The organism is Microcoleus sp. F10-B2 (genome assembly GCF_036704965.1).
In the GTDB taxonomy this organism is placed as follows: domain Bacteria; phylum Cyanobacteriota; class Cyanobacteriia; order Cyanobacteriales; family Microcoleaceae; genus Microcoleus.
The window spans coordinates 25,045-39,257 of the sequence record NZ_JAUBTB010000069.1 but is presented as its reverse complement, the minus strand read 5'-3'; the positions used below and the strand labels follow the sequence as shown (position 1 = coordinate 39,257).

The window sequence follows — 14,213 nt, the reverse complement described above, 5'->3', positions numbered from 1 at the left end:
TAGCCATGTAGGTTATTCACGCCTGCAAGCTTACGCCAATTATATTGAATCTATTGCGTTCTGCGCGATCGCCAAAATGGCTATTGCTTTAACTTGGGTACAGTTTTTTCACTCAACAATTGAAACCTATAATTGGTAAAGGTTTTAGATATTTTATTACATATTTACGGGGGAAGTCCAGATTAAAGCTGAATCATATGAGTCTTCTTTGGTAAAATCCTATTTATACTATCTGCGAGCGAACCGTATTTTTTATTTCGGAGATGTCTAATCCCTGAATTTGGGCAGCAAGATGATTATTTTTTTGCAGTCATGCACAACATTGAAAGTTAAATAAGATGGTAAGGATTATCAAGTAGCGATCGCTCGTTTCTAACTTTTTTATAACTACCGCCCCACCGGCGCTGTAAATCGCCGATCGTGCGAAATTAGCTTAGTGCGATCGGACAAATATTTTTTACTGCCAGCGGCTATTTAGAGCGTCAATCATAAGCGTAATAACTTCAATAGAACTTGCAGCAGCTAACAGTCAAAAACTTAATCTAATGTTAACCATTATTTAAAATAACCTTATTGTTATTGCGCCCATTACTTAAGTTTTAAAAGCTTAATCTAATGTTAACCATAATTTAAAAGAAGCTTATTGTTTCCTATGTCTTTACTTAGGGATTTCCGTCTATCCTATGGAGGAGATTTGTAAAGCCTGCTATCAATATTGAGGACGAGGATTATGATTTTCTTCACTGCACGTTGGCGGCGTGCTTTTATAGTTACGCTAGCGGTAGCAGCATTTTCGCTCTCGTTGATTACTTCTGCTGTAGCTGCTGTCACACTAAACGGTTCGGGAGCCACTTTCCCTAAACCTCTTTACGATCGCTACTTCTCTCAGATGAGAAGTGCCAATCAAATTACTGTAAACTACGAAGGAACTGGCAGTGGTGCTGGTATCAAAGCATTAATTTCAGGCACTGTTGATTTCGCAGGCAGCGACGCGCTGATGACGGCGGCGCAAATAGCCGAAGTAAAGCGCGGTGTCATGGCGGTTCCGACTGCTGGCGGCGCTGTTGCAGTTGTCTACAACTTGCCCGGAGTGACCAATCTGAGGCTAAATAACGATGCCATGAAAGGCATCTTTGAAGGAAAGATTACTCGCTGGAACGATCCTAAAATAGCGGGAATTTCTGGACAAGCTAAAAACTTGCCAAATACTGCGATTCGAGTAGCTGTACGCGCAGACAGCAGCGGTACAACCTTTATTTTTGCTAACCACTTGCAGGCGATCGGCAGCAGCATCAAAGCTGCCGCTCAGCCGAGTTGGCCGGGGAGCCCTGTCAGCGGTCAAGGAAACCCCGGCGTAGCTGCTTTGGTGAAGAATACAGCGGGTGCGATCGGCTACGTTCAAGATACTTATGCTCGGCAAAACAATCTCCAAACAGCATTTATTCAAAATAAAGCTGGCCGGTTTGTAGATCCTAGCTTGGCTGAAGCAGAGAAAGCTTTAGCAGGGGAAACATTCCCCGCAGACTTCCGCTTAGTAGAAGGCAATCCCAACGACGGTTATCCGATTGTTGGTTTGACTTGGTTGTTAATCTACAAACAGTATCCTGCCGCGAAAGCAGATGCTATTAAAAAGATGGTTAATTGGGTGATGACTACAGGCCAAGGTATCAACAAACAGTTAGAGTTTACTCAAATTCCTTCAGCTACAGCTCAAAAGGTGGTTCAAACAGTTAATCAGACTGTGGTTGCCAGAGGTTAATTCGGATGTTTTCAGGGAGTTATGAGTTTTGAGTTAAATGTATGACTCAAAACTCATAACTTGCCAGGGTTTTGGTGCAGCGCACCGTACAAGCTAGTCCCTCAAGCAAATATTTCACTTTTTACGCCATAACTTTGGTATGACCAATTATTCAAAGAAACCGAAAAAATTAACTCCGAAGCCTGCTGGAATAAACACACACGTAGACTTGACTGATACGAATGGTGAAGCTTTGTGGCTGGAGTCGGGATTTACAGTATTTGTATGGGCTTTTGCGATAGCGACAGCCGGTACGCTGTTCTGGATGAGTTGGATAATTTTTAAGGATGCTTTGCCCGCTATTAGCAAGTTTGGACTGGAGTTTTTGTGGAATCCCAGATGGGATATCGGGGAATTACAGTTTGGGGCTTTGCCTTTTATTTACGGTACGGTGGTTAGTTCTGCGATCGCCATTATCATCGCCATTCCTCTAGGACTTTCAGTAGCTATAATTACCAGCGAGAACTTTTTGCCGAGTTGGGTGCGATCGCCCTTGGGATTCATGGTTGAATTAATCTCGGCTATTCCCAGCGTGATAGTTGGCCTGTGGGGAATTTTTGTTTTGATTCCCTTTTTGTTGCCCTTGCAGCAGTCATTGTTCGATAATTTCAGTTGGTTTCCCCTGTTCAGCAGCGAACCTTTAGGTCCCGGAATGCTGCCCGCTGGAATACTTTTATCGATTATGATTCTGCCCACAGTAGCCGCCATCAGCCGCGATGTGTTGATATCAGTTCCAGTCGATTTGCGCAGTGCTTCGATGTCCCTCGGGGCCACCCGCTGGGAAACTATATTTAAGCTGTTATTGCCAGCAGCAAGTTCGGGCATTATCGGAGCGACTATCTTGGCATTGGGACGCGCTTTAGGCGAAACAATGGCAGTTACAATGGTAATTGGCAACTCGATTCAAATCAACAAATCTATATTAGCTCCCGGCTACTCAATCCCCGCTGTTTTGGCAAGTCAATTTCGAGAAGCTCAAGAAGATTTGCACATCGGCTCTTTAATGTATTTAGCGCTAATTCTATTTGTCATCACTCTGTTGGTGAATGCAGTGGCAGTATTGCTAGTTAAGCTAATGAGCGTTAAGGGATCTAAGAATTAACACGATCGAAAGTAATTGGGTAACAAGCCCTTTTATGTATTCTTTCCCAGGCTCAGGACGGAGAAAGATAAAAGTGTAACATCCTGAGAACAAGCTTGCGGATAAATCCGCAGAATCAATCTAAAATCTAAAATCTAAAATCGCATGAATCAAGCACAAAAATCAAACAGTATTCTGGATGCACAAATCTACAAACCCCTGTCACTGAGCAGAAATTTGTTCAGTCGCGGAATGACACTTATTGCCTTCGTTTTCACAGCTATTGCCGTGCTACCTTTGTTCGCTATTTTGTACAAAATATTGGGGGAAGGACTTACACATTTGAGCTGGGAAGTGCTAGTATCTCTGCCCGCACCCGTCGGAGTTGAAAACCAGCCAAACGGCTTTGCAAATGCGATTCTAGGCACTGCTTTAATGGTGGGAATTGCGACATTAATCAGCGTACCTATCGGCGTAATGACAGGAATATTTTTGTCAGAGTTTGGTAGGGAAAATAAGGCGATAGCCAATACCGTCCGCTTTATCACCGTCATTCTCAGCAGCGTTCCTTCAATTGTTGTCGGGGTGTTTGCTTACGCTTTAATTGTTGTTACCACTAAGGCATTCTCAGGATTAGCCGGCGGTTTCGCTCTCGGCATTATCATGTTACCGGTTGTTGCGCTAACAACAGAACAAGCATTAAAATTAGTGCCTGCTTCTTACCGCCTCGCTTCTGCTGGTTTGGGAGGCGGACGCTTTCAAACTATTTTTCGGATTATTATTCCCTCGGCACTCCCGACTATTACCACAGGCATTTTACTCGCAGCTTCCCGCGCCGCCGGCGAAACTGCACCCCTAATTGTAACTGCCTTGTCGAGCCAATTTTGGCCTCCTTTGGTTGAGAAATTGGGGGAGATAGTTCAGTTTCCCGTCAGCGCAGAAACTATCTCCAAAATCCAAGAAATTCCAGAGACACTGCTAACTCCAACTCCTTCCATGTCAGTATTAATATACAGTTACGCCAGCTCTCCTTACAAGGAGCAGAACGAATTGGCGTGGACTGCTGCCTCTGTCCTTTTGGGCATGGTTTTGATGACTAGCGTCGCATCCCGTACAGTAACTCGGAAACGCTTTCAAAATCGATAAATCAATCACTAAAGTTCATTTATCAGTCAAATATTAACACTATCACTAGAGGAATAATGAAACCTAAAGCTAACTTGAAATCAGAAAAAAATACCGCTCAGTTTCTAGAAGATGCCACCCCGGAAATTGACCCCAATGCCATGCCAGCACTGCGGGTTCAGGACTTGAGTTTCTCCTACGGAACTCACAAAGTTTTGGAAGATTTGTCGATGAATATGCCTCACCGGCAAGTCACGGCGATTATTGGCCCTTCAGGTTGTGGCAAATCTACCTTTCTTAAAGCTCTCAACCGCATCGGCGAATTGGAGGGAAAGGTTCAAATTAAAGGAAGAGTAGAGTTTTTTGGACAGGATATTTACAGTCCTAAAGTCAATATTAATAGTTTGCGCCGCCAAATGGGCATGGTGTTTCAAAGACCGAATCCTTTTCCGCTGAGCATCTACGATAATATTGCTTACGGGGTGAGGATTTTTGGCCGCAAAAGCAAAGCAGAATTAGATGAAATTGTGGAATCTGCACTCAAAAGTGCGGCGCTTTGGGATGAGGTGAAAGACGATTTGAATAAATCGGCTCAGGGGATTTCGGGCGGACAGCAGCAGCGGCTTTGTATTGCTCGCGCTTTGGCGGTGAAGCCGAAAATTTTGCTGATGGATGAACCTTGTTCTGCTCTCGACCCGATTTCTACAATGAAGATTGAGGAGTTGTTTCAGACTCTGCGGCAGCAGTTAACTGTGGTAATTGTGACGCACAATATGCAGCAGGCTGCTCGTGTTTCTGATTACACGGCTTTCTTTAATACTGATGAAAGCCGCATCGGCCGCATGGTTGAATTTGGCCCGACAAGCCGGATTTTTACCTCTGCAAGCAATTCGAGTACGAGAGATTACATTCAAGGCCGTTTCGGTTAATACTTACATCTTGAACCTCTTTCAGAACAGGCTTTCCGACCTGTTCCACAACAGACCGGACAAATATTTTTGTGCAGGCATCTTGCCTGCTATAGTTATGTCTTCAGAACAGACTTTCCGACCTGTTCCACAACAGACAAATATTTTTGTGCAGGCATCTTGCCTGCTATAGTTATGTCTTCAGAACAGGCTTTCCGACCTGTTCCACAACAGACAAATATTTTTGTGCAGGCATCTTGCCTGCTATAGTTATGTCTTCACCACTGCTTAAGCGAGAGTTAGGTGTTTTCGGCGCTACTCTGATGGGGCTGGGCTCGATTGTGGGCACTGGGGTATTTGTGAGTATCGGTATTGCTGCGGAAATTGCTGGGCCGGGAGTGATTTTGGCTGTGGGTATTGCGGCTTTAGTTGCTGTTTGCAATGGCCTTAACAGCGCTCAATTAGCGGCAAATCATCCTGTTAGCGGCGGTACTTATGAATATGGCTACAAATATCTCAATCCTTGGCTGGGTTTCACTGCCGGCTGGATGTTTTTGTTGGCGAAAACGGCTTCGGCTGCTACTGCTGCTTTAGGTTTTGCGGGGTATTTTTTAAATGCAGTTGGTGTAGCCGATCGCACTTACGAGATCCTAACAGCTTTAGTCGCCCTCGCCATTCTCACTTTAATTGTATTGACGGGGATTAGGCGATCGAATATTGCCAATACTGCCATAGTCTCAGTTACACTTCTATCCTTAGCGGTGTTTGTTGCTGTCGGTTTGCCAGAGGTAAGGTGGAAAATGGCCACCGTACAGAATGATAGCTCGATCGGCTCCATCTTTCAGGCCACCGCCCTGATGTTTGTCGCTTATAGCGGTTACGCCCGCATCACCACAATGAGCGAGGAAGTGCGGGAACCGAGGGAAACCATTCCCAAAGCCATAATTTTCACTTTGGCGCTGACAATGCTGCTTTACGTGGGGGTAGCAGTAGTTGTCGCGGGCGCGGGGGGAGCCGATAAATTGTCGTTACAAACAGGCGGCACGACTGCACCCCTGGAAGTCATCGCCCGCAGTTTCCCAATTCCGGGAGTTTCTCAACTGCTAGCCGCCGGCGCAATTACCGCTATGTTGGGAGTCTTGCTGAACTTAATTTTAGGGCTCTCGCGCATCTGGCTGGCGATGGGGCGGCGTCTGGATATGCCGAGAGTCTTGGCGCGCCTGAATCCTTCGGGGACAACGCCTTATGTGGCTGTGGTGGTTGTGGAAGTTACGATCGCACTTTTAATCCTCGTCGGCAATGTCAAAACCACTTGGTCATTTAGCGCTTTTAGCGTTTTGATATATTACGCTATCACCAACCTCGCCGCGCTGCAACTTTCCCCCGCCGAAAGGCTTTACCCGCAGTGGTTGGCTTGGGTGGGTTTGGGAAGTTGTCTGTTTCTGGCTTTCTGGGTCCAGAGGCAAATTTGGCTGACAGGATTGGCATTAATTGCCGTCGGTTTAATTTGGCGGGCGATCGTCCGGCTGCTGGCGAGAAACTAGAATTGTGATAGATTGAAACACCATCCCGGATTGTGGAGGGTCATGCCCGATCGAACTCCCTTGCTGGCGACTCAAGAATCTGTCGCATTCAGCGCTATCAGTCGCTATATCGCTCAAACACTAATTTCCATTCAGCAAAAGCATCCCGAATGGATAGCTGAAAAATACAGGAAAACCCCCTGGGCCAAACCTGATTTTCAGTCACTTTTGATTGGAAAATTGACCAAAAGTTTCCGAGTAGCCAGCGATACAGATTTCCTGCTGCTGACTGCCAAAAAATACCTACAAATTCTGCTGGTTCCAGAATTCATTAATTCACCTCAATTCCGCACATTATTTGCCCGAATAGAGATCCTAGCCCAATCTCAAACAGTCCCAGCTAAATCACAAAACTCAGTTTCGTCAAAACCTCCAACTCCCACCCCAAATCAAACAAATTCGCTTCCTGTCGGCATTGCTATCTTGCTGCTAGATGTCGAAAACTTGCAACTCAACATCGAAACCGAAAAATTCCTAGAGGGAATTTGCCACTATCCCATCCAAATCAAAGTTGCCTTTGCCAACTGGCGCAGCATGGGCAAGAAAGATGCCGAATTTCACCAGCGCGGCTATCAACTAATTCACGTCCCCCCCGGCAAAGACAGCGCCGACTTAAAAATGGCTACAGTCGGCGCATCGATTTTCGTACATTATCCCACAGCCAAAGAGATTTTTGTCTGTTCGTCCGATCGCGCCCTCACTCACCTCAGCAATACACTGCAAGCCCACGGATTAACCGTATTTCAAGTTCGCAAACAAATAGATAAAATCATAGTTTTAAACAGCAAAACCGGACAATTTGAAACCCATTCCCTCGTAACTACACCGGAAATTACACCCCTAGAACAATTAGTTATTCAGCTAAAAGAATTAATCAAAACCGAGCAACAACGCACCTCAACTCAGTGGATAAAACTTTCTACTATTGCAGTTCTGTTTAGGCAAAATTACGGTTTAGTCCTCAATCAAGTTGTTGCAACTCATTCGCTAGGCAGTAAAACCAGGGATATATTTCTCAAATATCCCACCGAGTTTGTCGTCCACAAACCCTCAGAAAATTCTCAAACTTATGTCACTCTTTTTGAAGTTAAATTGTCCCCGCCACCGCCAATACTTAACAAAGAAAATCAAAATAACACTGCGACAACACCTGCAACATTGACAGATATTAATTCTCTGGAAGACTTGGAAAAAGCTCTAGTCAAAATAGTTAGCGACTTAACCGGCAACTCTCCTGAGAATTCTGTATTTCTCTCCAATGTAGGCAGCGAATTTCACCGACAATACGGCAAACAAATTACCCAAATAATTAAGGACTTTAATCTCGGTAAAAAATTTCCTAAATTTTTGCAATCCTGCACTTCTCTCCAGCTAACAAAAGCAGAAAAAGGCTGGCAAGTTTCCCTAAATTAATTAAAAATTAAAATATATAAACATCCCGATTACTAGAAACTTGAGTTATCATACAATCTGGACGTAAAGAAATGTAAAGGGATATGCAGGACAAAGTTGTGGTTGTGGTGGGTGCGACTGGCGGCATCGGTTCAGCGGTGGCCCGCAAACTCGCCGATGCGGGTGCGAGGGTAGTGCTCGCCGCCAGAGACAGCAGTAAGTTAGAGGCTTTAGCTAGCGAACTTTCGGCAACAGAGGTACTGTGCGCGCCCACAGATATCACCGATTTGCCGCAAGTGGAGACGTTGATGCAGACAACTCTGGAACATTTCGGACAAATTGATGCCCTCGTAAACGCCGCCGGTGCCGGAATTCTCAAGCAGTGGAACAAGTTAGAACCCGCTGATTTAGATGCAATGCTTGACTTGAACTTGAAAGGCAGTTTTTATACGTCTCAAGCAGCGGCGAATGTGATGAAAGAGCGAAAATCCGGTCACATCTGCAATGTCATCGGGATTTTGGGCAAGCATTCGATGGCGATGGGAACCGCTTATTGCGCTTCAAAGTTTGGAGTAGTTGGTTTCAGCAAGTGCATGGCAGATGAACTGCGACGCTACGGCGTTAAGTTTACGCTATTCTATTTTGGCGGGGTAGATTCTCCGTTTTGGGATAATGTGAGTTTGAAGGTAGACAGGTCAAAAATGCTGAGTACCGAAACTGCTGCAAATGCGATTATTTTTGCTCTTTCGGCTGACCCGCAAGCTGTGCCGATGGAGATTAATATTCAGCCGGAAAGTCATTTGTTCTTTTAGCGATAGAGGAGTCAATCGATTTTCGATTTTCGATTTTCGATTTGAGATTGACCCCACGGATCAATGCTCTTTCTTGAGGATTTTCGATTTTCGATTTTGGATTGATTCCACGGATAAATCACGTGGCGGGTACCACCTTTGAAATTCTTAGTCATTTGAAGGCAGAAGGCAGCGGCACCTCAAGCCCCGAAAAATTATGACCTCTTTAGGTTTGAGAACTTGCACAGCACCTAATTATGTAGGGTGCTCTTCTGCCGCGCACCTTACGGCTATAATTCGCGCCTCAAACTATTTTTTGACGTTAGTCCTGTTGGCGAAAGCCTCGCGGCCAAATCCTAGTTATCCCAGATACCGGGTTTCTTTTAAGCGCTGACTTATTTCTGCCTTCAGAGGTAGCTAAGATATTCAATCTTTAGGTTATTATTAAGCCGGCGCACAATAAAAAAAATGAAAAATATCCATTACTCAGTCCCTCCCTTGCAGTTTCGCACAGAAAATAAGCCGATTTTCCATTTTTCAGTTTCCATTTTCAATTATTGATTATGGAGTTCGATCGCATTCAATTTTACGTTGAAAACGCTAAAGTATCCCGCGACTGGTTTGTCGGCAAGTTAGGCTTTCAATCAATAGCAGGTTATGCCAACAGCCACACTCACACTGAAGCTGTCAGCAGCGGCAACGTATGTTTTATTTTATCTTCGCCCCTGACACCCGCTAGTCCCGCTGCTCGTTGGTTGAAGTTTCATCCTCCAGGGATTGCCGATGTGGGTTTTCGGGTAAAAAATATCGAATTAGCAGTAGCTAGAGCGGCTGCTGAAGGCGCTAAAATCCTAGAACCGATTCACGAAGACCTAAACCCAGCAGGCTATTTTAAGCGGGCAAGAATCGCTGGTTGGGGAGATTTAAGCCATACGCTCGTTGAGCGAATTGGCGAGAATTCAGCGCTGGAGGCTTCTCCTAAGCTGCCACTGTTTACCCGGATAGACCACGTAGTGTTAAATGTTGAATCGGGCGATTTGTCAAGTGCTGTTAGTTGGTATCAAAAAATATTAGGTTTTCGACCCCAGCAAAATTTTGACATTCAGACTGAGAAATCGGCTTTGCGGAGCCAAGTTATGGTGCACGCTGAAGGTGGGGTACAATTCCCGATTAATGAACCGGCATCAGCTAATTCTCAAATTCAAGAGTTTTTGAGCGCAAATCGGGGGCCGGGAATTCAGCACATGGCTTTGCAAACTAATAATATTGTCGGGGTTGTTGCAGATTTGCGATCGTGCGGTTTGCCTTTTCTACCAGTTCCTCCCACATACTACTCCGAATTGCAGCAGCGACAAAACTATTTGCCCGCAGATTGGCAAGCAATTGCAGCTTGTCAAGTTTTAGCAGATTGGCAAGAAGAGACTCCTGCAGCGATGCTGCTGCAAATCTTTACCCAGCCAATTTTTGCAGAACCGACTTTCTTTTTCGAGATTATTGAGCGCCGAGTTAGTTTAGTTGACGGCAAACAGGTGCAAGCTGGAGGTTTTGGGGCGGGGAATTTTCGAGCTTTGTTTGAGGCAATTGAACGGGAACAAATGAAGAGGGGAAGTTTGAGAGATGATTGACAAAACTTCCACTTTTTAGGTCATACAGGCGTGTCGATCAGCACTGCGATATCTTTCCACCCGTAGGCAATTTCTTTGAGTTCAACGCCTGCTCTAATTGTTTGCAGTTCGTCCACTTTTTCACCTCCTAAAAATTCATAAAACCTACAGGCTGAATTGTCTCCTAGTACCCAAACCAGCATCGAGTTCAAACTTAATTCTGCCAATTTTGTGGCAACTGTTCTCACGAGTTGCCGTCCGATTCCTTGACGCTGATATTCCTCCAAAATATAGATGGCAAATAATTCTCCTTTATATACATATTTGCCGGTGCGCTCGCAACCACCCGCAGCAAAACCCACAATTTGTCCCGAGTCATTCTCAGCAACGCAGACAAAAATCCCAGTATTTTTGACGTTTGTCAGGATTTCTTGCCAACGGATTTCTGCTTTTTCATAGGACAGTTGCGCGAGATAATCTGTCGGTACAATTTTTCGGTAAGCTGTCCGCCAAGTATCTAGATTCACCCGTGCGATTGCAGGTGCGTCAGCGATGTTAGCTTCTCTCACAATCATCAGAAAATACTCCTTTCGGGCCCGGAAATTCTCTTTTCAAGTCTAGGGCAACTATGCGATCGCGCCCTTCTAGCTTAGCTCGATACAGCGCTCGGTCAGCCTGTCCAATTAACTCCTCAATCGATAAGCCAGCAGCAGGTACAGTAGTAGCGATACCCATACTGAGAGTTATAAACTTACTTACCTTGGAAGCAGCGTGAAAAATTGCCGCAGCTTTCAAATCGCTGCGAATTGTTTCAGCTACCTGCTTTGCTCCTTGCAGATCAGTTCGCGGCAGAATTACCGCAAATTCTTCGCCGCCGTAGCGGGCCGCTAAATCTCCCCTGCGCTGAGCGTTGCGATCTAAAATCTCGGCTACTTGTTTTAAACATTCGTCGCCTCCTTGATGCCCGTAACGATCGTTGTAAAGTTTGAAAAAATCGATATCGCACAAAATTAAAGACAGCGGCTCTTTTTCTCGCTCCATCAACTGCCATTCTAACTCCAATGTTTTGTCAAAACAGCGGCGGTTGGGAATTTGAGTCAATCCATCCACCGAAGCGAGGCGCTGCAATTCCATGTTAGCTGCTTGTAATTCTAATTTGGCTTGTTCTAAAGCTAAATTTTGCCGAGCTAATTCTTCACTTTGGCGTTTTTCTTGTTCGTACAAAAATCTGATTGAAGCTTCAGCTTCTTGCAATTCTTTCTCTGCATATTTGCGCTTGACAAATTCCCCTAATTGAGAACTTACCACAGCTATGATCTGAAGTAAATCTTGATCCGGTGGCAGTTCTTCCCGGCAAAAAAAAGTCATTACTCCTACAACTTGGCCCCTAGCGTGAATGGGGAAACCGAATCCCGATCGCAGTCCCGCTTCCTCGGCCAAGCGCGATCGCACAAAATTGCGATCGGCCGCAAGATCGGTAATCCACTGTGTAGAGCCGCTTCTGGAAACCGCTCCCGGCAAACCCTCACCCGCAGCCAAAGTAATCTGCCGATCGTTTTCGGCAAACTCCTTAACTTCCTCCGCTGCCTGCCAAACTGCCACCCGCCGCCAACAAGGAGTTTCCTCGATCGGGCAGCAAAGTGGCAGGCACCAAAGCGGATCTTTTTCAGATTTTATTTCCTCTCCCAATCTAGTTTCTTTCTCCGCCTCTGCAGGCGTCCAAAGTTCGCCAAGATCCCAGCCAAAACTTTGGCAAATAGCTTGCAAAATTTTCGGAGTTGCGCTATCTAGAGAAGTTGATTCTGACAGGATATGAGTCACAGCATACTGTGCTTCTTGACACTTTTTTATGCGTTGTTGCTTGGTAATGTCTTTGCCGATATAAACAAAATCTTGTATAACCTCCCTATCTGCATCCTTGCTTCCTGTGCTTGTCTCGAAAGTAGAGCATGAAAACGCAACAATCAGCTTTAAACCTATTTTCGTTTGGCAAGCTACTTTTACTTGAGGCCAATATTCGCTTTTAAGTGCAGGAGGTAGCTGGCTAACTTTGCGTAACAATTCCTCCTCAGCCGTAATCATGGATATGGATTTGCCGATTAATTCCGATTCGGTATATCCAAATAATTGCTGTGCAGCTTGATTCACTTTTTTGATTTTTCCAGATGCTCCCGTTACTAACAAAACATCACCTAGGGAATTAATGATTTTGTCAATATAATCGCCAGATGCAGCTAAGTAATCGACTTTCCTACTGTTTTCGTTTGCAGCCTGAACCAGGCTTTGCTGAGCTGCAATGCTATCTGTCACATCTTCGCATAAAATAATCAATCTGTCAGCATTCGCTTGTTCCTTATAACTAAATATGTACAAATTTAGATACAAATAAGATCCGTCTTCGAGAACTCGGCTAATAGATTTTAACTGACAATCTTGCTGTCTTTCTTCAATAATATCTTCCAGGATTCCTTCAATTCCAATCAGTTCGGGAAAACTATCGCGCACGTCTTTTCCTTCACCTACTTCCTCATGAATATAGGCAAAATCTTGCACTTTCACAGATATTTCTTTAATCTTAAGTTCCCGATCGACTGCGAGGTATTCAATCCTGCGTAAGGATAACAGCTTATAAAGAAGAATATTAATACTTCTGGGGCTGCTCTCTACAGTTAATGTGGGAAGCATCTCGTTATTGTAGAGCATCTCTCTCAATGGTTAGCCGGTAAAGTTAGTTGTTGTTTGGCTGCGATTGCTCAGGGAAATTTTTATACTGGCGGATTTCATCACTTGTTACCGCTAGCTAATTTATGCAAACAGTAGGCTTTGGCTTCTCGAAGCAGTTTTTTGCTGATTTTAAAAATGGGGCCAAATATTAATTGGACCAACTTTTTTTGAGAAAACGCAGTCAAAATCAACCTCGATTGAGGTTGAGATTTATGAACAATATGTAGCGGTTTACACTATTTGTAAGGCACATTTGAATTTTAAATTCCCCGATATGGCTGACAACCGCTCAAGTTGAGGAACAGCACAGTTTAATTCAAATGTTTCATTGAATTAGGACAATTTCTATAGACCTTACCTCCCCGGGGTGTTTGTGTCAATTATTTTAAATAAAGTGTTACTTTTAAGTGATATAATATCCCACAATTTGTATAAAATCTTAAAAATATTCTGCTAAATGCTGAGACTTATTACCGACTTTGATGGCCCGATTATGGACGTGTCCGATCGCTACTACCGAGTTTATCTGCAGTGTCTGGCAGAGACTCAACGTGAGGGGCAACCAGTGCGCCAATTGGCGAAAGCCGAGTTTTGGGATATGAAGCGCGCGCGGGTTCCAGAAACCGAAATCGGCATCCTGTCAGGATTAGACGCAGCCCAAGCCCGCGATTTTGCCCAGAAACGCCGTCAAACCGTCCACACCCTACCCTACATGATTTACGATCGACCAGCCCCCACCGCCGTGGAAACCCTCGAAAAGGTGCAGGGCGCTGGAGCAGACTTAGCGGTGATGACGATGCGCCGCGTCAGGGAACTAGACGAAGCCTTCAACCGCTGCAATTTAGGGAAATTTTTCCCAGAAAACCGCCGCTATTGCCTCCCCAACGATTACGTTAAAACCGGGGATGTCAAAGATAAGCCCCTGTTGATGGCCAGAGCTCTCGCCGAACTGCCGCCTGCTTCTGACCTTTGGATGGTGGGGGATACGGAGGCAGACATCGTATCAGCAAAAACGCACGGTGTCAAGGTAATTGGTGTTTTGTGCGGAATTCGCGATCGCACCCAACTAGAAATTCACCAACCGGATTTAATTGCCAACAATTTGAGCGAAGCAGTTGAGATTATTTTAGGTCGCCAAAATTAGTCATTAGTTATTAGTCATTAGTTATTAGTCATTAGTTATTAATTTTTAGCTGACATTATTTGT

At 44.9% G+C, this 14,213-nt stretch carries 11 protein-coding genes; 9 read left to right on the top strand and 2 right to left on the bottom strand.

Annotated features, from left to right (window positions below; genetic code table 11):
• Nucleotides 1–730: 730 nt before the first annotated feature.
• The 8 genes from pstS to hppD all read left to right on the top strand — a co-directional run bounded on the left by pstS (nt 731) and on the right by hppD (nt 10,303).
• On the top strand, nt 731–1,759 hold the full coding sequence (pstS, locus tag QUA99_RS23500) for a phosphate ABC transporter substrate-binding protein PstS (RefSeq protein ID WP_333238550.1): 1,029 nt from the start codon (nt 731–733) through the stop codon (nt 1,757–1,759).
• 139 nt (nt 1,760–1,898) lie between these two features.
• On the top strand, nt 1,899–2,900 hold the full coding sequence (gene pstC / locus QUA99_RS23495; RefSeq protein WP_333238552.1) for a phosphate ABC transporter permease subunit PstC: 1,002 nt from the start codon (nt 1,899–1,901) through the stop codon (nt 2,898–2,900).
• A 231-nt stretch (nt 2,901–3,131) separates the two neighbouring features.
• Nucleotides 3,132–4,025: a phosphate ABC transporter permease PstA gene (pstA, locus tag QUA99_RS23490; RefSeq protein ID WP_333460424.1), complete on the top strand. Its 894-nt coding sequence runs from the start codon at nt 3,132–3,134 to the stop codon at nt 4,023–4,025.
• Nucleotides 4,026–4,081: 56 nt separating this feature from the next.
• The gene (pstB, locus tag QUA99_RS23485; RefSeq protein ID WP_333238556.1) at nt 4,082–4,933 is read left to right on the top strand and encodes a phosphate ABC transporter ATP-binding protein PstB; all 852 of its coding nucleotides are present in this window, start codon (nt 4,082–4,084) and stop codon (nt 4,931–4,933) included.
• Nucleotides 4,934–5,184: 251 nt separating this feature from the next.
• Nucleotides 5,185–6,456, top strand: coding sequence for an APC family permease (locus tag QUA99_RS23480; RefSeq protein ID WP_333238558.1), 1,272 nt, complete (start codon nt 5,185–5,187; stop codon nt 6,454–6,456).
• 42 nt (nt 6,457–6,498) lie between these two features.
• Nucleotides 6,499–7,908, top strand: a complete 1,410-nt coding sequence (locus QUA99_RS23475) for an NYN domain-containing protein (RefSeq protein WP_333238560.1) — start codon at nt 6,499–6,501, stop codon at nt 7,906–7,908.
• 83 nt (nt 7,909–7,991) lie between these two features.
• Nucleotides 7,992–8,699 (top strand): SDR family oxidoreductase, encoded by a 708-nt coding sequence (locus QUA99_RS23470; RefSeq protein ID WP_333238562.1) that lies wholly within the window; start codon nt 7,992–7,994, stop codon nt 8,697–8,699.
• 542 nt (nt 8,700–9,241) lie between these two features.
• A complete protein-coding gene (hppD, locus tag QUA99_RS23465) occupies nt 9,242–10,303 on the top strand; it encodes a 4-hydroxyphenylpyruvate dioxygenase (RefSeq protein ID WP_333238564.1) in 1,062 nt (353 codons plus the stop codon).
• 20 nt (nt 10,304–10,323) lie between these two features.
• Here hppD and QUA99_RS23460 read toward each other — a convergent pair whose 3' ends face one another.
• Both QUA99_RS23460 and QUA99_RS23455 read right to left on the bottom strand, forming a co-directional pair.
• Entirely contained in the window at nt 10,324–10,857 is a 534-nt protein-coding gene (locus QUA99_RS23460) for a GNAT family N-acetyltransferase (protein ID WP_333238566.1), read from the bottom strand.
• Complete coding sequence (locus QUA99_RS23455; protein WP_333460422.1) at nt 10,838–12,967, bottom strand: diguanylate cyclase domain-containing protein; 2,130 nt, start codon at nt 12,965–12,967, stop codon at nt 10,838–10,840. Before QUA99_RS23455 ends, QUA99_RS23460 begins: the two co-directional genes overlap by 20 nt.
• A gap of 496 nt (nt 12,968–13,463) precedes the next feature.
• Between QUA99_RS23455 and QUA99_RS23450 the strand changes: the two genes are divergently transcribed.
• Nucleotides 13,464–14,150 carry an HAD family hydrolase gene (locus QUA99_RS23450; RefSeq protein ID WP_333238570.1) on the top strand — a complete coding sequence of 229 codons (687 nt, stop codon included), beginning with the start codon at nt 13,464–13,466 and terminating at the stop codon, nt 14,148–14,150.
• Nucleotides 14,151–14,213 lie beyond the last annotated feature (63 nt).